Origin of the sequence: Streptomyces sp. 4N509B (assembly GCF_052245655.1) — a bacterium.
Classification (GTDB): Bacteria; Actinomycetota; Actinomycetes; order Streptomycetales; family Streptomycetaceae; genus Streptomyces.
Genome location: NZ_JBQQBZ010000011.1, coordinates 137,357 through 160,714 on the forward strand (window position 1 = coordinate 137,357; position 23,358 = coordinate 160,714).

At 73.3% G+C, this 23,358-nt stretch carries 20 protein-coding genes; 14 read left to right on the top strand and 6 right to left on the bottom strand.

Going from position 1 to position 23,358, the window contains the following annotated elements; translation table 11 throughout:
- Positions 1-5: 5 nt before the first annotated feature.
- The gene (locus tag ACTWP5_RS13640) at positions 6-1,283 is read right to left on the bottom strand and encodes an ATP-grasp domain-containing protein (RefSeq protein ID WP_443221166.1); all 1,278 of its coding nucleotides are present in this window, start codon (positions 1,281-1,283) and stop codon (positions 6-8) included.
- A 45-nt stretch (positions 1,284-1,328) separates the two neighbouring features.
- On the bottom strand, positions 1,329-2,819 hold the full coding sequence (locus tag ACTWP5_RS13645; RefSeq protein ID WP_443221167.1) for an MFS transporter: 1,491 nt from the start codon (positions 2,817-2,819) through the stop codon (positions 1,329-1,331).
- 100 nt (positions 2,820-2,919) lie between these two features.
- Here ACTWP5_RS13645 and ACTWP5_RS13650 point away from each other — a divergent pair, with 100 nt between their 5' ends.
- On the top strand, positions 2,920-3,321 hold the full coding sequence (locus ACTWP5_RS13650) for a tetratricopeptide repeat protein (protein ID WP_443221168.1): 402 nt from the start codon (positions 2,920-2,922) through the stop codon (positions 3,319-3,321).
- Positions 3,322-3,415: 94 nt separating this feature from the next.
- Here the strand turns inward: ACTWP5_RS13650 and ACTWP5_RS13655 are convergent, their stop codons facing one another.
- Positions 3,416-5,278 carry a transketolase gene (locus ACTWP5_RS13655; protein ID WP_443221169.1) on the bottom strand — a complete coding sequence of 621 codons (1,863 nt, stop codon included), beginning with the start codon at positions 5,276-5,278 and terminating at the stop codon, positions 3,416-3,418.
- A 311-nt stretch (positions 5,279-5,589) separates the two neighbouring features.
- Here ACTWP5_RS13655 and ACTWP5_RS13660 point away from each other — a divergent pair, with 311 nt between their 5' ends.
- The 4 genes from ACTWP5_RS13660 (at position 5,590) to ACTWP5_RS13675 (ending at position 10,877) form a co-directional block, all read left to right on the top strand.
- Positions 5,590-6,993 (top strand): arylsulfotransferase family protein, encoded by a 1,404-nt coding sequence (locus ACTWP5_RS13660; protein WP_443221170.1) that lies wholly within the window; start codon positions 5,590-5,592, stop codon positions 6,991-6,993.
- 578 nt (positions 6,994-7,571) lie between these two features.
- Positions 7,572-9,128 (top strand): arylsulfotransferase family protein, encoded by a 1,557-nt coding sequence (locus ACTWP5_RS13665; RefSeq protein WP_443221171.1) that lies wholly within the window; start codon positions 7,572-7,574, stop codon positions 9,126-9,128.
- Between the two features lie 14 nt (positions 9,129-9,142).
- Positions 9,143-10,183, top strand: coding sequence for a type III polyketide synthase (locus ACTWP5_RS13670; protein WP_443221172.1), 1,041 nt, complete (start codon positions 9,143-9,145; stop codon positions 10,181-10,183).
- A 52-nt stretch (positions 10,184-10,235) separates the two neighbouring features.
- On the top strand, positions 10,236-10,877 hold the full coding sequence (locus ACTWP5_RS13675; RefSeq protein ID WP_443221173.1) for a sulfotransferase family protein: 642 nt from the start codon (positions 10,236-10,238) through the stop codon (positions 10,875-10,877).
- Positions 10,878-10,992: 115 nt separating this feature from the next.
- Here ACTWP5_RS13675 and ACTWP5_RS13680 read toward each other — a convergent pair whose 3' ends face one another.
- Positions 10,993-12,567: an MFS transporter gene (locus tag ACTWP5_RS13680; protein ID WP_443221174.1), complete on the bottom strand. Its 1,575-nt coding sequence runs from the start codon at positions 12,565-12,567 to the stop codon at positions 10,993-10,995.
- Positions 12,568-12,907: 340 nt separating this feature from the next.
- Here ACTWP5_RS13680 and ACTWP5_RS13685 point away from each other — a divergent pair, with 340 nt between their 5' ends.
- The 5 genes from ACTWP5_RS13685 to ACTWP5_RS13705 all read left to right on the top strand — a co-directional run bounded on the left by ACTWP5_RS13685 (position 12,908) and on the right by ACTWP5_RS13705 (position 17,429).
- Complete coding sequence (locus tag ACTWP5_RS13685; protein ID WP_443221191.1) at positions 12,908-13,267, top strand: GntR family transcriptional regulator; 360 nt, start codon at positions 12,908-12,910, stop codon at positions 13,265-13,267.
- Positions 13,268-13,469: 202 nt separating this feature from the next.
- Positions 13,470-14,273: a DeoR/GlpR family DNA-binding transcription regulator gene (locus ACTWP5_RS13690; protein WP_443221175.1), complete on the top strand. Its 804-nt coding sequence runs from the start codon at positions 13,470-13,472 to the stop codon at positions 14,271-14,273.
- A 22-nt stretch (positions 14,274-14,295) separates the two neighbouring features.
- Positions 14,296-15,588 carry an ABC transporter substrate-binding protein gene (locus ACTWP5_RS13695; protein ID WP_443221176.1) on the top strand — a complete coding sequence of 431 codons (1,293 nt, stop codon included), beginning with the start codon at positions 14,296-14,298 and terminating at the stop codon, positions 15,586-15,588.
- Between the two features lie 3 nt (positions 15,589-15,591).
- Positions 15,592-16,605, top strand: coding sequence for a carbohydrate ABC transporter permease (locus ACTWP5_RS13700; protein WP_443221177.1), 1,014 nt, complete (start codon positions 15,592-15,594; stop codon positions 16,603-16,605).
- A complete protein-coding gene (locus tag ACTWP5_RS13705) occupies positions 16,602-17,429 on the top strand; it encodes a carbohydrate ABC transporter permease (protein WP_443221178.1) in 828 nt (275 codons plus the stop codon). Before ACTWP5_RS13700 ends, ACTWP5_RS13705 begins: the two co-directional genes overlap by 4 nt.
- A 51-nt stretch (positions 17,430-17,480) precedes the next feature.
- On the opposite strand, the gene ACTWP5_RS13710 is transcribed toward ACTWP5_RS13705, so the two are convergent.
- Entirely contained in the window at positions 17,481-18,308 is an 828-nt protein-coding gene (locus ACTWP5_RS13710) for a phytanoyl-CoA dioxygenase family protein (RefSeq protein WP_443221179.1), read from the bottom strand.
- Positions 18,309-18,364: 56 nt separating this feature from the next.
- On the opposite strand from ACTWP5_RS13710, the gene ACTWP5_RS13715 reads away from it, so the two are divergent.
- Positions 18,365-19,225: a helix-turn-helix domain-containing protein gene (locus ACTWP5_RS13715; RefSeq protein WP_443221180.1), complete on the top strand. Its 861-nt coding sequence runs from the start codon at positions 18,365-18,367 to the stop codon at positions 19,223-19,225.
- A gap of 6 nt (positions 19,226-19,231) precedes the next feature.
- Here the strand turns inward: ACTWP5_RS13715 and ACTWP5_RS13720 are convergent, their stop codons facing one another.
- Entirely contained in the window at positions 19,232-20,242 is a 1,011-nt protein-coding gene (locus ACTWP5_RS13720) for a LysR family transcriptional regulator (protein WP_443221181.1), read from the bottom strand.
- Between the two features lie 70 nt (positions 20,243-20,312).
- On the opposite strand from ACTWP5_RS13720, the gene ACTWP5_RS13725 reads away from it, so the two are divergent.
- From ACTWP5_RS13725 to ACTWP5_RS13735, 3 genes are all read left to right on the top strand, one after another.
- Entirely contained in the window at positions 20,313-21,098 is a 786-nt protein-coding gene (locus tag ACTWP5_RS13725) for a CTP synthase C-terminal region-related (seleno)protein (RefSeq protein WP_443221182.1), read from the top strand.
- 50 nt (positions 21,099-21,148) lie between these two features.
- Positions 21,149-21,637: a MarR family winged helix-turn-helix transcriptional regulator gene (locus ACTWP5_RS13730; protein WP_443221183.1), complete on the top strand. Its 489-nt coding sequence runs from the start codon at positions 21,149-21,151 to the stop codon at positions 21,635-21,637.
- A 75-nt stretch (positions 21,638-21,712) separates the two neighbouring features.
- Positions 21,713-23,290, top strand: a complete 1,578-nt coding sequence (locus ACTWP5_RS13735; RefSeq protein WP_443221184.1) for an MFS transporter — start codon at positions 21,713-21,715, stop codon at positions 23,288-23,290.
- Positions 23,291-23,358 lie beyond the last annotated feature (68 nt).

Sequence of the window (23,358 nt, forward strand, 5' to 3'; positions counted from 1 at the left end):
CAGCGTCACACGGGCGCCGCGGGCAGTCGTCCCGCCGGCCGGCCCGGCCGGGCCGGCCGTGAGGCTGTCCCCGTCAGGACCCCGGCCGCGGCGTCGCCGACGGCGCCGGTGTCACCGCCCGCGCCCTCGGTGACGCGGCCGGCCGCCTCGCCCCGCCCCGCCTCCCCGCCGACCTCGGTGGCGGTCTCGGTGACCGCGACCCGTCCCCCCAGGCGCAGCGGCCCGAGCGGCCCCGCGTCGCCCCACAGCGACAGCCGCACGGCGGCCCACGGCAGGTTCACCCCCGCGAAGGCCGTCTGGAAGACGCCCGCCGAGGCACGGGGGTTGGCCTCCAACAGCACGGGCCTGCCGTGCCGGTGGCGCAGCTGCACGTTGGACAGGTACGCCAGCCCGAAGTGGCTCACCAGCCGCTCGGCGATGCCGATCACCTCGGGGTCCGCGAACAGCCGCCGATAGCGGCCCTGTTTGGCGCGGGCCACCCCGGTCAGCAGGGTGCCCCCCGGCGTGGAGAGACAGTCCACGCTCACCTCGGGGCCGTCGAGGTAGGGCATCACCACGAACCGCGGCACCCGCTCGTTCGCGTCCGCGGCGCGCTTCAACGCCTCCGCCACCGCCGCCACGGAGACCAGCGGCCGGGCGGGGGCGAGCAGGTCGGCCAGGCGCGGCGGCGCGTCGTCGAGGATGCGGAACCCGAAGGCGGAGTACTCGCCCGCGGGCTTGATGCAGATCGTCTCGGCGGTGGGGGCAAGCTCCTCCACGGCCTCCCGCAGCCCGTCGGCGTCCGAGACGACCCGCCACTCGGGCACCGGCACGCCGATGGCGCGCGCCACCTCGTAGGTGCGGTTCTTGTCGGTCAGCACGGCGACCGCGGAGGGCGGGGAGCACATCAGGCGGGTGCCGACCGCCGCGAACGCGTCCGTGTGCCCGGCGAGCGCGTCCAGGCGGCGGGGTGGGATCAGGACGTCGATCCGGTGGCGGCGGCAGAAGTCCACCGCGAACTCGGCGTAGACGTCGTTGTGTACTCGGTGGGGTTCGACCTCGGCCACGTCGCAGGCCGTGAGCGCGGGCGCCGCGGCATCCACGTTGGTGCCGTAGATCCGGACGGGCGCGGCGTCGGGGTTCTCCCGCAGCATCCGCATCACCTGGGGCGTGGCCGCTCCCGCGCTGCTGAGCCATATCCGTAGAGCTATCGCGACACTCCTTCCACGGTCGTCACGTCCGTGACTCTCCTGGGTGTCCCGCCACCGTCGGCCACGCGGGCGGGGCCGGCCGACGGAAGTCACCGGGGCCGGGGCGCGCGTGGCGGGGGTGGGGTGCTCGGAGCATAGTCAGGGCCGATGACGCCCGTGTTTCCCCGATGCGTGCGGCGTGGTTCTCTTCTGCCCGCTTCCCCGCTCCGCCCGCTCACGAGGCCTCCGGGCCCGGGACGGGCGCCGGCTGCGCGGCGTGGTCGCCGCGCCGAGCAGCACCAGCGCGCCGCAGCAGACCAGGACCCACCAGCCGGCGGACCGCGAGCCGGCGGCCAGCACCGCGCCGGCCACGGCGATGCCCAGCGCCGAGCCGACCTGCCGCCCGGTGGACGCCAGCGAGGCCGCGACCCCGGCCCGGGCGCGCGGCATGCCGGTCACGGCCGTGTTGGTGATGGGGGCGTTGACCAGGCCGAACCCGATGCCGAACAGCACGTAGGCCGTGAACAGCCCCGCCAGGGAGTCCTCGGCGACACCCGCGACGAAGAGCACCCCGCTGGCGGTCAGCGCCGTCCCGGCCCACAGCACCGGCAGACGGGGCCCGAGGAGCCCGGTCAGCTGCCCCGACAGAGGGGAGAACACCAGCGTCGTGGCGGCCATCGGCAGCAGGTGGACCCCGGCGGCGAGCGGGTCGAGGCCCCGCTCGTTCTGGAGGTAGAGGGTGTTGAGGAAGAGGAAGCCGCCGAGGCCGGCGAAGGCGGCCACGGCGATGGCGATGGCGCCGGTGAACGGCGCGCCGCGGAAGAGGCCGAGCTCCAGCAGGGGCTCCTCCCGGCGCGGCTCGTACCAGCCGATCGCCGCCACCGCGCACAGCGCCACGGCGAACGCCCCCAGGATCAGCGGCGAGGCCCAGCCCGCCCCGCCGCCCTCGATGATGCCGAAGGTCACCGAGCCGAGGAGCACGATCACCAGCAGTTGACCGACGGGATCGACGCGGCGCGGGCGCGGCGCGCGGGACTCCGGCACGTACCGGGCGGTCAGGACCAGCGCCAGCAGTCCGATCGGCAGGTTGAGCCAGAAGATGGCCCGCCAGTCCAGCGCGTGCACGAGCGCCCCGCCGAGGATCGGGCCGGCCGCCATCGAGATGCCGACGGTGCCGCCCCAGATCCCGATCGCCCGGGCCAGCTCCCTGCGGTCGCGGAAGGTGTTGGTGATGATCGACATCGCCACCGGGTTCAGCATCGAGCCGCCCAGCGCCTGGAAGGCCCTGAAGGCGACGAGCCAGCCGAGCGACGGGGCCAGCGCGCACAGCACGGAGCCGGTGGTGAAGACCACCAGGCCCGTCCGGAAGACCCGGCGCCGCCCGATCCGGTCGGCCGTCGAACCGGCCAGCATCAGGAACGACGCCAGCACCAACGTGTACGCGTCGAGCGTCCACTGCAGGCCCGACACCCCCGCGTCCAGGTCCCGCTGCAACGAGGGGAGCGCCACGTTGAGCGCGGTCACGTCGAGGCTGACGATGAGCAGGCTCAGGCAGCACACCGCGAGCACGACGTGGCGGCGGCGCCGCGACAGCGGCTCGGGCTCGGCGGCGGAGGGCGGGCCGGCGGACGTCGCGTTCTCGGCGGGCATCCCGTTCAGGGTCCCCCGGGCCGACCGCACCGCACAAGCGGGGAATACCTCAAGGGTCCCCGGCGTTGGGTCGGGGCGTACGGAAGCCAAGGAGTGTGCCGTGACCCACGCCTCCCCGGAGACCCACGTCATCGCCTACCGCGCGGCCGAGCAGCTTCTTCGGGCCCGCGACCCGCGGGGTGCCGTACGGCTGCTCGACCCGGTCGTGACGGCCCACCCGGAGAACACCGCGGCCCGGCTGCTGCGGGCCCGCGCGCACTTCCTCGCCGCGCAGCTGCGGTCGGCGGAGGAGGACTTCCGCCTCGTGGTGGAGCGCGAACCCGACAACGCCTACGCGCACTTCGCACTCGCCCGCACGCTTCAGCGCGGCAGCCGCGACGAGGAGGCGCTCGCCCACTTCCGGCTCGCCGCCGCGCTCGACCCGCGTCCCGACTTCGTCGCGGCGGCCCGCTTCGAGCACCGCGGGCCGGGGGAGCGCGGGGAGGGCGAACGGGGCGCCTGACGCGGCTCCGCCGCCGGGCGCCCGCCTCCCGGCGGCGCCGGCGGGCCGTGCCCCGACCGGGGACTCGGGGACCGGACGCTCAGGGACCGGTCGCTCAGGCGGGGAGCAGCGCGCGGCGGGCGGCGTCGGCGATGGACCGCGCGTCGATCCCGGCCTCCCGCAGCTGCTCGTCGGCGGTGGCCGACCCCGGCATCGTGCGGACGGCCAGGCGCACCAGCCGCGGCACCGGCCGCCCGTCGGTGAACGCGTCCAGCACGGCGTCGCCGAGCCCGCCCTCGGGGCGGTGGTCCTCGACCGTGACGAGGCAGCCGGTGTCCTCCGCGGCGGTCCTGAGCGTCGGGACGTCCACCGGCTTCACCGAGTACAGGTCGACGACCCGGGCCGCGATCCCGTCGCGTTCCAGCTCCCGCGCCGCCGCCAGCGCCTCGTGCACGGTCACCCCGGCGGCCACCAGCGTCACCTGGTCCCGGTCACTGGCCCGCAGCAGCCTGCTGCCGCCGATGTGGAAGCGCTCCTCGGGTCCGTAGATCACCGGGGAGGCGCCGCGCGTGGTGCGCAGGTACCGCACCCCGGACACCTCGGCCATGGCGGCGGTGAGCTGGGCGGCCTGGTGGGCGTCGCAGGGGTAGAGCACGGTGGCGTCGTGGACGGAGCGGAAGAGCGCGAGGTCCTCCAGGCCCATCTGGGAGGGCCCGTCCTCGCCGATCGCCACGCCCGCGTGCGAGCCGGCCAGCGCGATCGACGCCCTGCTGACCGCCGCCATGCGCACCATGTCGTGGGCCCGGGTGAGGAAGGCGGCGAACGTCGCCACGAACGGCACCAGACCCCTGACCTGGAGGCCGACGGCGGCGGCCACCATCTGCTGCTCGGCGATGTAGCACTCCTGGAAGCGCTCGGGGTGCTCGGTGGCGAAGGCCTGCGTGCGGGTGGAGTCGCTGACCTCCCCGTCGAGCACCACGATCTCCGGGCGGGCCGACCCCAGCGCGGTGATCGCCCGGCCGAAGGCGTCCCGCGTGGCGACCTTCTCGCCGACCTCGAAGCGCGGCAGCGCCACGGGCGCCGACTCGGGCCGGCGCGGCGCGGTCGTGGCGGCCGGTGGCCGCACCTCGACGCGGAGCGTGCGGACGCCGCCGAGCTCCTCGACGGCCTCCCGCTCGTCGGGCACGGGCTTGCCGTGCGCGCCCTCGCGGTCCTCCACCGCGGAGACCCCGCGGCCCTTCAGCGTCCGCGCGATCACGACGGTGGGGCGGTCGGTGACGGCGACGGCCTCGGCGTAGGCGGCGTCGACGGCGGACACGTCGTGCCCGTCGATCTCGATGGCGTGCCACCCGCAGGCCCGCGCGCGGCGCCCGTAGGCCTCCAGGTCCCACTGGTGGCGGGTGGGCCCGCGCTGCCCGAGGCGGTTGACGTCGATGATCGCGGTCAGGTTCGCGAGCCGCTCGTAGCCGGCGTGCTCGAACGCCTCCCACATCGAGCCCTCCGCCATCTCGCTGTCGCCGCACAGCACCCAGACCCGGGGGGGCGTGCCGTCCTCGGGCCGTTGCAGCATCCGGTCGGCGAGCGCGAGGCCGACGCCCACGGGCAGGCCCTGTCCGAGGGAGCCGGTGGCGACGTCGACCCAGGGCAGCCGGGGGGTCGGATGGCCCTCCAGCCGGCTGCCGAGCTGGCGGTAGGTGAGCAGTTCCTCGTCCGTCAGGGCGCCGGCGGCCTTCCACAGGGCGTACAGCAGGGGCGAGGCGTGCCCCTTGGAGAACACCAGCCGGTCGTTGCCCGGGTGGCCCGGCCAGTTGACGTCGTACCGGAAGTGGCGTGCCAGCAGGACGGCCATCAGGTCGGCCGCGGAGAGGGACGAGGTGGCGTGGCCCGAGCTCGCCAGGGAGGTGGCGCGCACGGCGTCCACCCGCAGCTGCTGCGCGAGCTCGGTCAGGTCCTGGTCGGTGGCGTCGGTGACGGTCATGCGCGCCGGGTACCCGGAGGTCCCGGCCTCTAACGGGGCGCACGGGTCGGTGGGGGCGTGAGGGGTCACTCACCGAGCGTTGTTTCGCGCGTCGTGTGCGGGTGCGGAGCGGACGTGTGAAGCCCCGGCGGTGATGTCCGTGGGTTACGGGTACTTTGCTGTCTCTTGAACAGTGTTGCGGGTACATTGAGCAGCCACGCGCAAGGTGAGTTCTGAGGGGGCTGGGACGCCTCAAACCCACCTAGGAGATTCCCGTGCATCTCTTGAGGGGCAAGCCCCTGCTCCGGTGTGGCGTCACGGCATTAGCTGGCGTGACACTGATCGTTCCCCTCGCCCTGACGGCCAGCGCCGCCGAGGGCGGGACCACACCCACCCTCGTGCCGCTCGGCGCCACCGAGCCGGGCGAGTACGTCACCCTCGACCAGCCCATGCAGGCTCCCACCCTGACCACCTCGACGACGGGCCAGGAGGACCCGGGGCTGCTGCTGACCACCCCGGGCAACCTCGGCACCGGCGCCGGGCCGGCGGTCATCTACGACAACAACGGCCAGCTGGTCTGGACCCGGTCCGGCTCCTTCTACAACCTGGAGGCCGTCGAGTACCGGGGGCAGCCGGCCCTCGCGGTCTTCGACAACCAACGCGGCGCCCACGTGATCCTGGACCAGTCGTACAACGAGATCGCGACCGTCGCGATGCGGAACCAACCGACCGACCCCCACGACATCGAGTTCAGCCCCGACGGCTCCCGCGTCCTGGTGCAGGGCTGGGTGCCGACCCCGTTCGACCTGAGCCCCTGGGGCGGCGCGAGCAACGCCACGGTCCTGAACCCCGTGATCCAGGAGCAGATCGTGGGGACCGGCGAGGTCACCTTCGAGTGGAGCGCGCTGGACCACATCTCGCCGGACGAGACGACCGAGGCGATGACCGGCTTCGGTGACCTCTTCCACTCCAACTCGCTGGCGTACGCCCCGGACGGCGACATCGTCACCAGCTTCCGCAACACCAGCACCGTCTACAAGATCGACATCTCCTCCGGCGAGATCGTCTGGCGCCTGGGTGGTGAGCGGAGCGACTTCACCTTCTCCGGCGGCGCCGGCGCCGTGCCGAGCTACCAGCACGACGCGCGGCCCCTGCCCGACGGCTCGCTGACGATCTTCAACAACGGCAACACCCACGCGCCGCCGGAGTCCCGGGGCGTCACCTACACCCTCGACGAGTCGTCCATGACCGCCACGGTCACCGAGGACCTGCGGGCCAACCCGGCGGCGTACACCGCGTACATCGGCAACAACCGGCAGGTCGCGGGCGGCAACCAGCTCGTCTCCTTCGGCACCACCGGCCGGATGGTCGAGTTCGCCGGCGGCCAGGAGGTCTTCAGCGGCCAGTTCGCGCAGGGCTGGGCCTCCTACCGTGCCGACCGCGCCGCCGGCTGGACGGGCACCCCGGCCACCCCGCCGGAGGCCGTCGTCGGTGAGGCGGCCGAGGACGGCGGCCGGACGGTGCACATGAGCTGGAACGGCGCCACCGAGGTCGACGCCTGGCGCGTCGAGGCCGGCGCCAGCGCCGAGGCCCTGACCGAGGTGGGCACCACGCCGAGGGCCGGCTTCGAGACGGGCGTCCGCGTCGTCGTCCCCGACGACGCGGACGTCTTCCGCGTCACGGCGCTGGACGAGGAGGGCAGGGCGCTGGACAGCCGCACCCTGGCCGCCGACTGACCCCCGACTGACCGACGGCCGCCCGCTGGCCCACCCGGTCCCGCGAACCCTCGGAAGGACCACGGCGGCACCCGGTCGCCTCACCGCCGCGCACACGCGGCGGTGAGGCGACCGCCGTCGCGGGAGATGACCGTCCGGAAATCGCCGGGCAACGGTGGGAAACAGTCGCGGGGGCGGTCGGAGGCGGCCGAAAAGGCCGTGTTGACACCTCTTCCGGTAGCGAATGTTTTCGTTGGGTGTGTGACGTGACGGCGCCTTGGCGCGTCCTCGGAGGAGATCATCTGGTGATATGACGACACCGCCACGGCTTCTCCGTGGGGGTGAATAGCGGCAACGCCGAGCGGACGCCGGGAAGCGGCCTCCGCCGTTCGGCATGCCCGCGTTCTTCCCGGGGAAATCCCGAAAGACTTTAGGCCGAAACTGCTGATTGCTTTCCCCATCAACTCGGCGAAAATGGCGGCGCACCGTTCGCCCGGTGGGGAAGGCATCATGTGCGATGCGTGTGCAGAAAGGCACGCAATGCACCCGTAATGTCTCTGCAATCAGCAGAAATACATCGTAATCGGGAGGCACCTCACATGACCCAGTTAACTCGGCGATCACTCCTGGGTGGTCTCGCGGTGGTCGGCGCGGGCACGCTCGCCACCCAGACCGCACACGCCGACGCCACGGCCACCACGGCCGCCACGGCATCCGGCACATCCGGCCAACCCGGGACACCCACAGCGGCGCAGGCCTCGCCCGCGCCGCTCCAGGCCCCGAGCTTCACCGTCGTCACCCGCCAGCCGGGCACGGCGCCGGGGCTGATCTTCCTCACGACGCAGGGCTTCGCGGCCCCCACCTCGCCGCGCGGCCCCCAGATCGTCGACGAACAGGGCCGGACCGTCTGGTTCCGCTCGATCGCCCTGGGCACCTTCTCCGCGGACTTCCGCGTCCAGACCTACCAGGGCCGCCAGGTCCTGACCTGGTGGGAGGGCACGGCGGGCGCGGGCGGGATCGGCAACGGCGTCGGCTACATCGCCGACACCAACTACCAGATCATCGCCACCGTGCGGGCGCCCGGCGGCGGGTCCAACCTCGACCTGCACGAGTTCCGCCTGACCCCGGAGGGCACGGCGCTGGTCATCGTCTACCGCCAGGTCACCGCCGACCTCAGCTCCGTCGGCGGCCCGACGAACGGCCAGACCTACGACTGCGTCGTCTACGAGATCGACATCGCCTCCGGCCAGCCGGTCCTGGAGTGGCACGGCATCCAGCAGGTCCCGGTCAACGAGACGGGTCAGAACTACCAGGGCGCCTTCGGCGGCTTCGACTACCTCCACGTCAACGGCGTCGGCCTCGACACCGACGGGAACCTGCTCATCTCCGGCCGCCACACCAGCACCGTCTACAAGGTCGACCGGAGGACCGGACAGATCCTGTGGCGCCTGGGCGGCAAGGCCAGCGACTTCCAGATGGGGACCGGGGCGACCTTCGCCTGGCACCACGACGGACAGGGCGAGGGCGGGGGCGTCTACCGCGTCTTCGACAACGCCACCCACGGCACCCTCCAGGGCACGGAGACCCGCGGCACCCGCCAGTCCGACCAGTCCCGCGTCCTGTGGCTGGAGGTCGACGAGGCGCAGGGCACCGCCACCGTGCTGAACCAGTTCACCCACCCCCAGCGGATGCTGACCGTGGCCGAGGGCGGCGCCCAGCGGCTCCCCAACGGCAACACCATGGTCAGCTGGGGCCAGTCCTCCCGCGTCTCGGAGTTCTCTCCCAGCGGCCAGCTGCTGCTCGACGCCACGCTGCCGCAGGGCATGAGCACCTACCGCGCCTACCGCCACGAGTGGCAGGGACAGCCCGCCGGCGCCCCCGAGGTCGCCGTGGACTCCTCGACCGGCGAGCTCCACGCCGTCTGGAACGGCGCCACCGGCGTCGCCGCCTGGCGCGTCCTCGGCGGCCGTTCCGACGCCGGACTCAGGCCGGTCGCGCGGCTGGCCTGGGGCGGCTGGGACACCGTCCTGACGCTGCCCGACTCCCTCCGCCGGGACCTCGGCCACGTGCGCGTCCAGGCCCTGGACTCCCGGGGCAGGGTCCTGGGCACCTCACCGATCACCTCACTGGGTGACGCGGCGAACGCGGACCGGTGAGCACGATGAACGCCATGCCACACGCGCGCATCGCGCACCTCACCTTCCGCGCGCCACCCCTGGTGAAGATGGAGGAGTTCGTCACCCTGACGGCAGACGACGAGGGCGGCGACTCGGTGGCCCAGGTCATCGAGAACTCCGAGATCACCACCAAGGGCATGGCGGTGAACCCCCAGCAGGAGGACGCCAGGGACTGGTCGACCCGGCAGCGGATGCACCGTGGCCTCGTGGAGGCCAGGCGCCTGGGCCGCGAGACCATCACCCTCGCCCTCGCCAGGGCCGGCCTCGCCCCAAAGGACGTCGGGCTGCTGGCCACCGTCACCACCACCACGCACTCCGCCCCCGGCCTCGACGCGCTCGCGCCCGAGCTCGGCCTGAGCCCGAACGCGCAGATCCTCTCGCTCGGACCCATGGGGTGCTACGCAGCCGTGCCCGCGCTGGCCACCTGCGCGAACTGGGTGGCGGTCAACCAGCGGCCCGCGGTCCTGCTGGCCGTGGACCTGTTCTCCCCGCACGTCCAGCCGCCGCCCTACGACAAGGAGGCGGCGATCGTCCTCACCCTCTTCGGCGACGGCGCCGCCGCCGTCGTGCTGCGCCCGGGCGAGCCCGGACTGCCGGGGGCGGACATCATCGACTGCGAGCAGCTGACCGACCCGGCCCACGCCGCCGACCTCCAGGTCCACCTCGGCGAGCTGGGGCTGCACATCACGCTGAAGCCGTCGATGCCGGACGTCGTCGCCTCGTCCGTCGCGTGGCCGGCCAAGGCGCTGCTGGACCGGCACGGCCTGGCCTGGGACGACGTCGCGTGGTGGGCGGTCCACCCCGGTGGGCGCCGGATCCTCGACCGGGTCGAGGAGGCGCTCGACCTGCCGGAGTCCTCCGTGGCCGTCTCCCGCTCCACGATGCGCGAGTTCGGCAACACCGCCGCCCCGGCGGTGCTCGGCGTGCTCGAACGGCTCCAGGCCACCCGGCCGCTGGAGACCGGCCAGCACGGGGTCGCCCTGGCCTTCGGTCCGGGCGCCACGATCTGGGCCCTGCTGCTGCGGGGAGCGTGACGCGGCGTGGGCGGCGTTGGGCCCGCGCCTTCCCTCGGAGAAAGGAAACACCGTGCTTGACGTCCTCGGTGTCGGCGCCGGTCGCACCGGCACCATGTCCCTGAAGAACGCCCTGGAGATGCTGGGCTTCACCCCCTGCCACCACATGCTCCACATGCTGGAGCACCCCGAGGACATCCCCCTGTGGGACCGGGTGGCCTCGGGCGAGGAGGTGGACTGGCAGGAGGTGTACGCCGGGTACCGCGCCAGCGTCGACTGGCCGGGTGCCCGGTACTGGCGGGAGATCACGGCCGCCTTCCCGGAGGCCAGAGTGATCCTGACCCTCCGTGACCCCGACAGCTGGTACGAGAGCTGCCTGGGCAGCATCTACCCGGCGGCCATGAGCCCGGCCCCGCCGGGCGCCGCGCCCCAGTTCGAGGCGTTGCGGAAGGTGGCCGTGAAGACCGTCTGGGACGGTGTCTTCGACGGCAGGTTCTCCGACCGCGAGCACGCGCTGCGGGTCTACAGGGAGCACAACGAGGCCGTCGTGCGGGAGGTCGCGAGCGACCGGCTGCTGGTCTTCGAGGTGAAGCAGGGCTGGGAGCCGCTGTGCTCCTTCCTCGGCGTCCCGGTTCCCGACGCGCCCTTCCCTCGAAGCAACGACCGGGCGCAGTTCGCGACGATGGTCAGCGACCACACCGACGGCGACGTGTAGCCCCTGCCGCCGCCGTCGGGGGTGCGGCACGCGGGGGCCGTCCGCGCCCGCGCGTGCCGCGCCGCCCACGCCGTTCGGCGACGCCGCTCGCCGAACGGCGGCCGACCCGCGGCCGTCAGCCCGTCGACGCGGGCTGACGGCCGTCCGTCGTGTCGTCCGACGGGCCCGTCGCGCTCCCCGTCCTCGCCGGTGGGACACCCCCGGCGCCCTGGGCGCCGGGACGGCCGGCGCTGATGACGGTGAACGACAGCAGCGACGCCACCGCCAACAGCCCGACGCACCACCCGAGCGCCGTGGTGTAGCCGTGGACCAGGCTCTCCAGCTCCAGCCGGCGCGCTCCCGGCGGACCGCTCCTGGCAGCCGCGTCCGCGTGCGCGGCGCGGTGGGCGGCGGTGGCGCTGGTGGCGATCGTGTTGAGCAGGGCGGTGCCGATCGCGGCGCCCAACTGCTGTGAGGTGTTGGCCATGGCGGAGGCCACCCCGGCGTCGCGCGGGCCCACCCCGTGGGTCGCCAGGCTCATGGAGGGCATGAAGGTGAGGCCGAGGCCGAGCCCGAGCAGGACCTGCGCCGGCAGCACGAGCCCGACGTAGGAGGAGTCGACCTCCAGCCGCGTCAGCACGAGCATGCCGCCGGCACTGACCAGGTACGCCGGGCCCAGCACCAGACGCGGCGGCAGACGCGTCATCAGGCGCGGCGCGATCCGGGTGGCTCCGACGATCGTGCCCGCCGCCATCGGCAGGAACGCGAGCCCGGTCGCGATCGGCGAGTAGTCCCTGACGACCTGGAAGTAGTAGGTGAGGAAGAGCAGGCTGCCGAAGAGCGTGACGAACGCCAGGGCCAGCGCCCCGTAGACGCCGCCCCTGGTGCGGTCGGCCACCACGCGCAGCGGCAGCAGCGGCGCCGCCACCCGCGACTCCAGCAGGACGAAGCCGGCCAGCGCCAGCACGGACGCGCCGAGGCTCGCCAGCGTCAGGGCGTCGCCCCACCCCGCCGACTCGGCGCGGGCGAAGCCGTACACCAGCGCCACCACCCCGGCCGTGGCCAGGGCCGCGCCCGGGACGTCGAGCGGCGACCGGCCGCGCGCCGCGGCGGGCTCGCGGACGAAGCGGGCCACGCCCAGCACGGCGACGGCGGCGAGGAGGACGTTGACGAAGAAGGTCCACCGCCAGTCGAGGTACTCCGTCAGCACCCCGCCCGTCAGCATGCCGACGGCTCCGGCGCTGCCGGCGACCGCCCCGTAGACGCCGAACGCCCGCGCCCGCTCCCGCGGCTCGGTGAACGTCACGGCCAGCAGGGACAGCCCGGCGGGCAGCAGCAGCGCGCCGAACAGACCCTGGAGGGCGCGGCCCGAATAGAGCATGGCCTCGTTCTGCGCGGCGCCGCCGAGAATCGGGGCGGTCCCGAAACCGACCAGGCCGGCCAGGAGCGCGCGTTTGCGCCCCCACAGATCGGCGATTCGGCCACCGAGAAGCAGCAGCCCTCCGAAGGCGATCGTGTAGGCGGTGATGACCCACTGTCGGTTGCCGTCGGAAATTCCGAGGTCGAGTTGGGCGGAGGGCAGCGCGATGTTCACGATGGTGCCGTTGAAGACGACCATCAGCTGTCCGAGACAGACGAACCACAGCGCTTTCCAGCGGGCGGGATCGGGCCGCTTCGTCAGGGGTGCCGGGTCGGGGGGAGGTGGCGACATGGAGGTACCTCTCTGGCCTGTGGGGAGGGCGCGGCGGCGAGGCACTGCTTATTGTCGACCGGTGGCCGCCTTTCCGTTCATGCCCCCGCGACATCTCCGCGAAATCCCTCCGGCCGCCGGGCCCGGGAGGGGCGCACCGACGGCGTCCGCACCGCCGCCCACTGCCTGAAGGTCGCCCACGTCAGCGACACCTGGCGCGACACCTGGGCCCACACCTCGCCCGGCCGCGGCGAGGTGGACCTCGCCTCCTCCGCCGACGCCCCGCGCGAGGTCGCCCACACCGGCCCCACCATCTACGAACTCCTCGACATGGAGCCGCCGGGGCCCGTCTCGCCCGGACATCGCGACCACCGTCGACGAGCAGATCCGCGAGGCGATCATCGCGGGCAGGCTGCTGCCCGGCAGCGCACTCGGCGAGAAGGCGCTCGCGACCCAGTTCGGCACCTCCCGCACGCCGGTGAGGGAGGCACCGCACCGGCTGGAGATCGAGCGGCTCAACTCCCACCTCTTCCTCGCCTCCCAGACGATGCTCGGCGTCGAGGACCGGTGGCAGACGGCGCTGCGGGAGCACGACGAGCTGATCGCCGCCATCGAGTCCCGCGACGGCGACGCCGCCCGCCGGATCGCTGAACACCACATGCTCGGGGCGCGCGACGTCCGCATGCGGCTCTACGCGGAGGCCGACGACGGCCGTCGGTGAGCCCCGCGGCGCCCTCCTTGCGCGAGATGTATCGCTGAGAGATGTGAACTTATAACGCGTGAGCGTGATTTTGGTCCCTGCACACGTCTTGACCGGCGGCCTGCGCGTGTTCCAAGCTCCCTGCGACAAGGTGACGTCGCGATGTTAAGAAAACATCCCGGCGTGTTATGTCTGCCGCCGCATGCTCAGGGAGGATCGGGCCATGACCACAGACAGCAGCGCCCGCCGCAGCCCCGAGCGACGCCGGGGAGACATCGCCGAACTGATCCTGTCCCAGGGCACGGTGACGGCCGCCGAGCTCTCCGCGCGGTTCGACGTCAGCCTCATGACGATCCATCGCGACCTCGACGAGCTGGAGCGCCAGGGCATCGTCCGCAAGTACCGGGGCGGCGTCACGGCGCAGCCCTCGGGGGTCTTCGAGAGCAACGTCGCCTACCGCATGAAGTCGATGGTCGCCGCCAAGGACGCCATCGCCGAACAGGCCGCCGCCCTCGTCGAGCCGGGCATGGCGGTCATGCTGGACGACTCGACCACCGCCCTGGCCCTGGCCCGCCGCCTCACCGGCGTCGGCCCCCTGACCGTCGTCACGAACTTCCTGCCCGCGATCAACCTGCTGGCGGGAGAGCGCGACATCCGCCTCATGGCGCTCGGCGGCGACCACGACCCGCTGCACGACTCCTTCCTCGGCGTCTCGTGCGTGGACGCGATCGAGGCGCTCAACGTCGACCTGTGCTTCGTGTCGACCTCGGCCGTCTCCGGCGGATTCGCCTACCACCAGGAACAGCACATCGTGTCGGTCAAGCGCGTGATGATCCGCGCCGCCGCCCGCTCGGTGCTGCTGATCGACCACACCAAGCTCAACCGCGTGGCCCTCCACCGGGTCGTCCCGCTCTCCGCCCTCGACCTCGTGATCGTCGACGACGGCGCGGACGCGGGATCCCTGCGCGAGCTCGACGAGCAGAAGGTCACCTACGAGGTGGCGCGCGGGGGCGGCGACGCGGAATGACGCGACACCCTACGGAGGAACCATGACCACGTCGTCAACGAGGACGACCCTCAGACGCCGCTCCTTCCTGCGGCTGTCCGGCGCGACCGCCGCGGCGGCCGCGCTGCCCGCGGCGTTGACCGCGTGCGGCGGCACCTCGGGCGGCTCGGGCGGCGGGCTCCGCCTCGTCGGCGTCTCCGACCAGCAGGCGCCGCTCGACCTGCTCACCGAGGCGTACACCAAGGACACCGGAACGGAGTTCAACACCACCTACTCCCCGACCGACCAGGTGCAGACCTCGCTGCGCACCCAGCTGGGCGCCGGCAACGCCCCCGACCTCCACGTCGTCTTCCCGGGCAACGGCAGCGCCATGAGCATGGCGCAGATCGCCCGCGCCGGGCTGCTGGCCGACCTCAGCGGGCAGGAGTGGACCGGGCGGGTGCCGGGGAACTTCTCCGAGGCGTTCCAGCTCGACGGGAAGACCCACCTGTTCTCGGCCGGGAGCAGCGTGATCGGCGCCATCTACAACACCCGCGTCTTCCAGGAGGCGAACGTCGAGCCGCCCGACACCTGGAGCGGCTTCCTCGACGTCTGCGAGCGCCTGAAGCGGGCCGGCACCATCCCCATCGCGCTGGGCGCGCAGACCCAGTGGGTCACCCAGCTCATCACCTACGCGCTCGTGCCCTCCACCGTCTACGCGCCGACCCCGGACTTCGACAGCCGCATGCGCGACGGCTCCGCCACCTTCGCCGGCTCCGGCTGGGCCGAGGCCTTCGCGATGTACCTGGAGCTGCGCGACCGGGGCTACTTCAACGACAACCCCAACGGCACCACCTTCGAGCAGCAGACCTCCATGGTGGCCACCGGCGAGGCGGCCATGGCCGTCCAGGTCTCCGCGGTGCTGCCGGACTACCGCGAGGCCGCCGCGAACCCCGACGAGCTCGCCATGTTCCCCCTGCCGGGCGCCGACACCGCCTCCGGGGTGTGGATCCCCGCCGGCGTCGTCGTCGGCCTCGGCGTCAGCGCCGGCAGCGACCGCGCCGAGGACGCCCTGGCGTTCGTCGAGTACCTCGCCCGGCAGGAGAACGTCAACCGCTGGGCCGAGACCGTCGCCTGCGTGCCGCTCTTCCGCGACGACTCCTCCCGCATCGACCCCGTCCTCGACCCGTTCCTGCCCTACCTCGACGAGGACCGCGCCGTGCCCTTCATGGACCAGGCGTGGCCCAACGCCGAGGTGCAGCCGACGCACTTCGCCGTCGTGCAGCAGCTGCTCGGCGACGAGATCACCATCGACGAGGCGCTCGGCCGGCTCGACGAGGCGTACGGGAAGGAGTAGGTGGTGACGGTGACTCCCCACCGCGCCGCCACGGCACCGGACGGGAAGGCCCCGCCCCAAAAGGCCCCGTCCCGTCGGGCGGGCTCCCCCGCCCCGGGCCGTGCCGGGGGCCGGGGCCGGGGGAAGGGCCTGGGGCGCCGGCGCGGCGGATTCCTCATCCCGCCGTGGTGGTTCGTGCTGCCCGCCCTCGGCGTCTACGCCCTCGTGGTGCTCTACCCGAGCGTCAGCGGCATCGTCTACGCCTTCACCGACTGGAGCGGCATCGGCGACCGCTCCTTCAACGGCCTGGACAACTTCCGCACGCTCTTCGAGGACGAGGCCGCCCGCGGCGCGCTGCGCAACACCCTGCTGCTGACCGCCGCGATCGTCCTCGTCCAGAACGGCGTCGGCCTGCTGCTGGCCCTCGGCGTCCACACCCACATCAGGTCCCGCGCGGTGCTGCGCGTCGTCTTCTTCGCCCCGGCCGTCGTCAGCCCCGTGATGATCGCCTTCCTGTGGAAGTACATCTTCAACCCGGCGCCCGACGCCGGGCTCAACGCGGTCCTCGGCGCGGTCGGCCTCGACGGCCTGCGCCAGGACTGGCTCGGAGACCCCTCCCTGGCGCTGTGGTCGGTGGCCGGCATGGTCGTGTGGCAGTTCGCCGGATACTCGATGGTCATCTTCCTCGCGGGCCTCACCGCCATCCCCGACGAGCTGCACGAGGCCGCCCTGATCGACGGCGCCGGCCGCCTGCAACGCTTCCGCCACGTCACCTGGCCCCTGCTGGCGCCCGCGCTCACCGTCAACCTGATGCTGTCGACCATCGGCGGCCTCAAGCTCTTCGACCAGGTCTACGCGGCCACCGGCGGCGGTCCCGGGTACTCCACCGAGACGCTCTCCACCGTCCTGTACAAGCAGGCCTTCGTCTACGGCTCCTACGGCTACAGCACCGCGATCGCGCTCGTGCTGGCGCTCTTCGTCGCCGCCGTCTCCCTGGTCCAGCTCCACTACCTGCGTCGCCGGGAGGTGACCGCGTGAGACTCCGTTACCGGCCTCGCACGTTCCTGCTGGAGCTCGTGATGGTCGCCGTCGCCGTGGCCTTCCTCTTCCCGGTGTACGCGCTGGTCACGCTCTCCCTGAAGGACCCGCGCCAGGCCGCCGACGCGCCCCTGTCACCGCCCACGGACCCGACGTTCGACAACTTCTCCCACGCCTGGCATCGCGCCGAGCTCGGCCCGGCGCTGTTCAACAGCACCGTCGTCACCGTCCTCAGCCTCGTGGCGCTGATCGCGCTCGGCTCGTTCGCGGCCTACTTCCTCGCCCGCTGTGCGACGGGCCTGGGCTACGGGCTGTACGTGCTGTTCCTGCTCGGCATCGTGCTGCCGTTCCAACTCGGCATGATCCCGCTGTTCAAGCTGGTCGACTCGATGGGCATGCTCGGCAGCTTCCAGGGGATGGTGCTGTTCTACACCGGGATCCAGCTGCCCTTCACCGTCTTCCTCTACACCGGCTTCATCCGGGCGCTGCCCGCCGAGTACGCCCACGCCGCGCTCATCGACGGCGCCGGCCACGTCACGGCCTTCACCCGGGTGGTGTTCCCGCTGCTGCGGCCCATCACCGGGACGGTGTTGATCCTCAACGCCGTCTTCATCTGGAACGACTTCTTCACGCCGCTGCTCTACCTCGGGGGTTCGGCGCGGGAGACCGTCCCGGTGCGGGTCTTCGCGTTCGTCGGCCAGTACGTCTCGGACAACGGCCTCGTCTTCGCCGGCCTGGTGCTGGCCGCGCTGCCGATCGTCCTCGCGTTCCTGCTCCTCCAGCGCTACGTGATCAAGGGCTTCGCCAGCGGCCTGAAGGGCTGAGGGCGAGCGGACCGGACAGACAGGAACCGGCGGAACGGAGGCGCCATGACGTCAGGCCGCGGCGGTCGCGGGCTCCCAGCCCTCCCCGCAGGCGCCGCCCTCGGCCGCCGCCGCGACCGTGACCTCGTCTCCCTCCGGGGTGAGCAGCGGGTGGTAGAAGGCCGCGATCTCCGTGCTCGACGCCGGCACGTAGTGGAAGATCAGCGAGCGGCGGAACCGGTCGGCGGTCCTGTTGGGCTCCGAGCCGTGCACCAGGCTGCCGTGGAAGAACAGCACGTCGCCCGCGCGCATCTCGGTCTGCACCGCCGCCATGCCCTCCGGCAGGGTCAGGCCCACGCTGGTGAACGACTCCGAGGGGTCGGCCTCCTGCGGGCACACCAGCTCGTACCGGTGCGTGCCGGGCACCACCCTGAGGGCGCCGTTCTCCCCGTCGCACGCATCCACGGCGATCCACGCCGCCAGGCACGTCTCGGGGTGCGCCTGGAGGAAGAGGTTGTCCTGGTGCAGCGCCTGACCCCGGGCCGTCGGCGGCTTGAAGTAGAACATCGACTGCGCCCCCAGCGGGGAGCCGATCAGCTCCCGGACCACGTCGAGGATCCGGGCGTCGAGCATCCAGCGGCGCGCCAGCCGGCCCGCCGCCGTGTCCGCCCGGCGGTGGGGGTGGACGAAGCGTGGGTAGCGTGCCAGCACGTCGTCGGCCGGGAGGTGGTCGTCGTAGCCGAGGGAGCGGTCGCGCTCCACCTGCTCGGTGAACACCTCACGGATCTCGGTGGCCTCCGCCTGCGACAGCAGGCCACGCATCTGCACCACGCCGTCCCGCGCGTACGCGTCGGCGGTCTCCTGACGGGACGTCCGTCCCGGTTCGAGCACGATAGTCATACCGGTGAGTCTGGGGACCGCGCCGGTCCCCGACCATGGCAGAACGCGGCCTCAACATGGAACATTCCGCACTCGTCCGCCACAGGCCCGGCGCCCGCCCCGAGTCCCGCACCCCCGTCGTCCGGCAGGTGCTCGGCGGGCACCTCGCCGAGGGAGCCGACTACGCCACCTACCGCAGCCGCGGCACCGACGACTGGCTCCTGATCCACACCATGGCCGGCTCCGGCGCGTTCGCCGGAGCCGACGGCACGCTGTGCACCGCGCCCGGCGACGCCGTGCTGCTGCGCCCCGCGACGCTGCACGACTACGCGACGGCCCCGCAACCGGGCCGCTGGGAGATCGTCTTCTCCCACTTCCGCCCCCGGGCCGAGTGGCTGCCGCTCCTGACGTGGCCCCAGCCCGTGGCGGGCGTCGGCCACATCGCGACCACGGGCGAGGTCCACCAGCGGATCACCGCCGCCCTGCTGCGTTCCGCCCGCGCCGGCACGGGCGCCCTGCGGCGGGCCGAGGCGTTCGCGATGAACGCCCTGGAGGAGGCGCTGCTGTGGTACGACACGCAGAACCCGCCCCCGCGGGCCGGGGGACCGCCGGCCGGCCGCATCGACGAGCGCCTGCTGCGCGTGCTGGACCACATCGACGACCACCTCGCCGAGCCGCTGACGGTGACGCGGCTCGCGGCGGGCGCGCACCTGTCGCCGTCCCGGCTGACGCGCCTGTTCCGCGAGCACCTCGGGACCACGCCGCAGCGCTACGTCGAGGACCGCCGCATCACGCTCGCCAAGCAACTCCTGGACCTCACCAGCCGCCCCGTCTCCGCCATCGCCCACGAACTCGGCTGGCACGACCCGCTCTACTTCTCCCAACGCTTCCGGCGCGCCACGGGCCTGAGCCCCACGGAGTACCGGCAGCGGCGTTGACGAAGGTCACCCCGCCGTCACGGGGCGGTGGGCGGACGCCGTCTCCGGGACCGCCGTCTCCGGGATCGCCGCGGCCGGGATCGCCGTCCGTGGTGCCGCCGTCCCGGGGGTTGCCGTCCCGGGGGTCGCCGCCGGCGCCAGGCCGGCGGCCAGGAGCGCGGCGGGCCCGTCGAGCGTCCCGCCGTGGAGGGCCTCGGTGCGGTGGACCAGCTGTGGCGAGGAGAGGGGGACCGCGCGGACGCCGGCCGCGCCGTCCACCACCGGCAGCGGCAGCACCGTGAGCCCGTGCCCGGCGGCAGCCAACGCGAGGAGCCCGCGCACGTCGCCGCCGTCGTACCGCATCGAGGCGCGGAAGCCGTCGTAGCCACTCGCGGCTCGCAGCCGCGCGAGCGGAACGCCGGTGTCGGGCGCGTCGATCCAGCGGGCGTCTGCGAGGTCGGCCAGGCCCAGGCCCGTCCGCCCGGCGAGCGGGTGACCGTCGGGCAGCGCCACGGCGAGCGGCTCCTCGGCGACGGCCACCGCCGTCAGTGGACCGAGGTCGGGAAGGGGCAGCGGGTCGCTGGGCGCGGCGACGCCGTCGACGAGGCCGAGGTCCACCGTCGCGGTCGCCACCTCGGCCGCGACGGCCTCGCGTCCCACCCCCCGCACGGTCACCGCCACACCGGGGTGGGAGCGCCGCACCTCGGCCAGGCGGCGGGCCAGGCGCGCCGTCGCGGCCAGCGGCGTGACGCCGACGACGACGCGGGTGGCGGGCTTCGCGGTCAACCGCGCGACGTCCGCGCGGGCCGCGTCCAGACGCAGCAGCAGGGGAGCGGCGTGCTCCAGCAGGCGGGCGCCAGCCCTCGTCGGGGTGACGGGGCGCCGCAGCAGCAGGGCGGCACCGAGGTCGCTCTCCAGCGCGGCGATCTGCTGCGACACCGCCGACTGCGTGTACCCCAGCTCGTGGGCGGCTCGGGAGAACGAGCCGTGGCGTGCGACCGTGACGAAGGTGCGCAGAAGGTGAGGATCCACGTCCATCAGTATCACTGATGGACGGGTCACACATCATCGTTGGCGCTGAAGGCGGGGCGGCGGTCAGGATGTCCCCATGTCCGACTCCGTCAGCTCCGTGACAGCCCGCCTCGCCCTGGTCGGCGACCGATCGCCCAGTGTCCGTGCCCACGCCCGCGTGCCCGCCCAGCTCGACGCGCTCGCCGAGCGCGACCACCTGGTCCTCGACGCGTACTGGATTCCCACCCCCGACGCCGAACCGGCCGGCGCGCTCGACGGGTTCGACGCCGTCTGGCTCCTGCCCGGCAGCCCGTACCGCAGTGAGGCGGGCGCGGTCGCGGCGGTTCGCGCCGCGCGCGAGCGGCGCGTCCCGTTCCTGGGCACCTGCGGCGGCTTCCAGCACAGCCTGCTGGAGTTCGCGCGGTCGGTGTGCGGGCTCGGCGAGGTGCAGCACGCGGAGAACCGGCCGGAGGCGGAGGAGTTGCTGATCGTCCCGCTGGCCTGCTCCCTCGCCGGCCACGAGGGCACGGTCACCGTGGAGCCGGGGTCCCTGGCGGAGCGGGTGCTGGGGGCGGCGCGGACCGTCGAGCGCTACCACTGCTCCTACGGCCCCAACCCGGAACACCTCGACGTGCTGCGCGCGCACGGCCTGCGCTTCAGCGGCACCGACGAGGCGGGCGAGGTGCGCGTCGCGGAGCTGCCGGGCCACCCGTTCTTCCTCGCCACCCTCTTCCAGCCCGAGCTGGCGGGCGACGGCACCCGGGCCCACCCGATCATCCGGGCGCTGGCCGCCGCGGCCGTGACACACGCCGCCGAGCGTCGCGGGGAGGCCGGCGAGGTCGCCGACGCGCAGGCGACCGACGCGCAGGTGGTCGACGCATAGGTGGCTTGCGGATAATCCGCCTCTCCACGGCCCGGGGCTACGCTGGGGGCATGACCGCACTCGCGCCCTCCCGTGACGAGCCCGACCTGTCCTTCCTGTTGGACCACGCCGGCCACGTGCTGCGCTCGCAGATGACGGCGGCCCTCGCCGAGATCGGCCTCACGCCGCGCATGCACTGTGTGCTCGTCCACGCCCTGGAGGAGGAGCGCACCCAGATCCAGCTCGCGGAGATCGGCGACATGGACAAGACGACGATGGTCGTGACGGTGGACGCGCTGGAGAAGGAAGGGCTGGCCGAGCGCCGCCCCTCCCGCACCGACCGCCGGGCGCGGATCATCGCGGTCACCGAGAAGGGCGCCCGGATCGCCGAGCGGAGCCAGCGGATCGTGGACGGCGTGCACGCGGCGGCGCTCGAGGCGCTGCCGAGCTCCGAGCGGAAGGTGCTGGTGCGCGCGCTGGAGCGGCTGGTCGGGGGGCATCTGGCCACGCCGGCCGAGGGCGCGGCCGCGGCGCGTCGTTCGCGTGAACGCAAGAGTTAGATCCACAGAAGATCGTCTACAACAAAACTATCTGCTACTGTCTCTCCTGTTGCCCTCCCGAACAGGAGAGACCCCATGTCGCCATCCGCGGCCCCCACTTCCCCCGCCTCCCCGTCGGTGCGCTCGCGAGCCCTCGCCCTGGCCGTCCTCTGCGCCGGGACGCTGATGATCATCCTCGACGGCAGCATCGTCACCGTCGCGCTCCCCGCCATCCAGCAGGACCTCGGCTTCAGCCCCTCCGGGCTCAGCTGGACCGTGAACGCCTACCTGCTCTCCTTCGGCGGACTCCTGCTCCTCGCCGGCAGACTCGGCGACCTCCTCGGCCACCGGCGCGTGTTCCTCGCCGGGCTCGCGGTCTTCACCGCCGCCTCCGTCCTGTGCGGCCTGGCCACCGGCCCCGAAGTCCTCGTCGCCGCCCGGTTCCTCCAGGGCGTCGGCGGCGCCCTGGCCTCCGCGGTCAGCCTCGGGATGATCGTCACGCTCTTCCCCGAGCCCGCCGAACGGGCCCGCGCGCTCGCCGCGTTCGCGTTCACCGGAGCGACCGGGGCCTCGATCGGTCAGGTCCTCGGCGGCGTGCTCACCGACGCGCTGAGCTGGGAGTGGATCTTCCTCATCAACCTGCCGATCGGCCTCGCCGCCCTCACCCTGGCCGCACGCGCCCTGCCCGCGGACCGTGGCACCGGCCTCGGCGGCGGCGCGGACCTGCCCGGCGCGGTCCTCGTCACCAGCGGCGCCATGCTCGCCGTCTACACCATCGTCCAGACCGAACACCACGGCTGGGCCTCCCCGCGCACGCTGGGCCTGGCGGCGCTCGCCGCCGTCCTGCTCGCGGCCTTCCTCGCACGCGAGGCCACCGCCGCGACCCCCCTGCTGCCCCTGCGGCTTCTTCGCTCCCGCAACATCTGGGGCGCGAACCTCGTCCAGGTGCTGATGCTCGCGGCCATGTTCAGCTTCCAGGTGCTCATCGCGCTCCACCTCCAGAACGTCCTCGGCTACGACGCCACCGCCACCGGCCTCGCCATGCTCCCGGCCGCGATCGCCATCGGAGGGACCTCCCTCGCCCTGTCCGCCCGACTGATCGGCCGCTTCGGCGAACGGGCCGTCCTGCTCGCCGGACTGACGCTCCTTCTGGCGGCGCGCCTGCTGCTCGTCCGTCTCCCGGCGGGCGGCTCCTACGTCGTCGACCTGCTGCCCGTGATGCTCCTGACGAGCGGCTTCGGACTGGCCATGCCCGCGCTCACCGGCATCGGCATGGCGGGCGTCCGCCCGTCGGACGCCGGCGTGGCCTCGGGCCTGTTCAACACGACCCAGCAACTGGGCGCCGCCCTCGGCGTCGCCGCCCTGTCCACCCTGGCCGCCACCCGCACCGCCGACCTGGCCGCCGACGGCGAGCCCGTCGCCACCGCCCTGACCGGCGGCTTCCACCTCGCCTTCGGCATCGGCGCCGTGCTGCTGGTGGCCGCGACCCTGCTGACCGTCCTCGTCCTGCGCCGCCCCACCGCCACGGGGTCCGCGCGCGACGTGCCCCGGCGGCCCGCCGGGGGCGTCGCCATGAACACGCCGCGGGACGCGGTCCACGAAACCCTCCCGGCCCCGCCCCACGGGCCGGACCCGCGCGGGAGCGGCCACCCGGCAAACCCCACGCTCCTGTGAGCCCAATCACAATCTTAATTACCGTCGGTCTCATGCGACACACCTAGGATGATCAGAAGACCAAGCAG

What these genes read in the sequence shown, in the direction of transcription:
- ACTWP5_RS13665 (WP_443221171.1), top strand. Translation starts at nt 7,572, where the DNA reads ATGACCCAGTTAACTCGGCGATCACTCCTGGGTGGTCTCGCGGTGGTC.
- ACTWP5_RS13710 (WP_443221179.1), bottom strand. Translation starts at nt 18,308, where the DNA reads ATGACTATCGTGCTCGAACCGGGACGGACGTCCCGTCAGGAGACCGCC.
- ACTWP5_RS13680 (WP_443221174.1), bottom strand. Translation starts at nt 12,567, where the DNA reads ATGTCGCCACCTCCCCCCGACCCGGCACCCCTGACGAAGCGGCCCGAT.
- ACTWP5_RS13670 (WP_443221172.1), top strand. Translation starts at nt 9,143, where the DNA reads ATGCCACACGCGCGCATCGCGCACCTCACCTTCCGCGCGCCACCCCTG.
- ACTWP5_RS13645 (WP_443221167.1), bottom strand. Translation starts at nt 2,819, where the DNA reads ATGCCCGCCGAGAACGCGACGTCCGCCGGCCCGCCCTCCGCCGCCGAG.
- ACTWP5_RS13725 (WP_443221182.1), top strand. Translation starts at nt 20,313, where the DNA reads ATGTCCGACTCCGTCAGCTCCGTGACAGCCCGCCTCGCCCTGGTCGGC.
- ACTWP5_RS13735 (WP_443221184.1), top strand. Translation starts at nt 21,713, where the DNA reads ATGTCGCCATCCGCGGCCCCCACTTCCCCCGCCTCCCCGTCGGTGCGC.
- ACTWP5_RS13730 (WP_443221183.1), top strand. Translation starts at nt 21,149, where the DNA reads ATGACCGCACTCGCGCCCTCCCGTGACGAGCCCGACCTGTCCTTCCTG.
- ACTWP5_RS13655 (WP_443221169.1), bottom strand. Translation starts at nt 5,278, where the DNA reads ATGACCGTCACCGACGCCACCGACCAGGACCTGACCGAGCTCGCGCAG.
- ACTWP5_RS13720 (WP_443221181.1), bottom strand. Translation starts at nt 20,242, where the DNA reads ATGGACGTGGATCCTCACCTTCTGCGCACCTTCGTCACGGTCGCACGC.
- ACTWP5_RS13690 (WP_443221175.1), top strand. Translation starts at nt 13,470, where the DNA reads ATGACCACAGACAGCAGCGCCCGCCGCAGCCCCGAGCGACGCCGGGGA.
- ACTWP5_RS13695 (WP_443221176.1), top strand. Translation starts at nt 14,296, where the DNA reads ATGACCACGTCGTCAACGAGGACGACCCTCAGACGCCGCTCCTTCCTG.
- ACTWP5_RS13715 (WP_443221180.1), top strand. Translation starts at nt 18,365, where the DNA reads ATGGAACATTCCGCACTCGTCCGCCACAGGCCCGGCGCCCGCCCCGAG.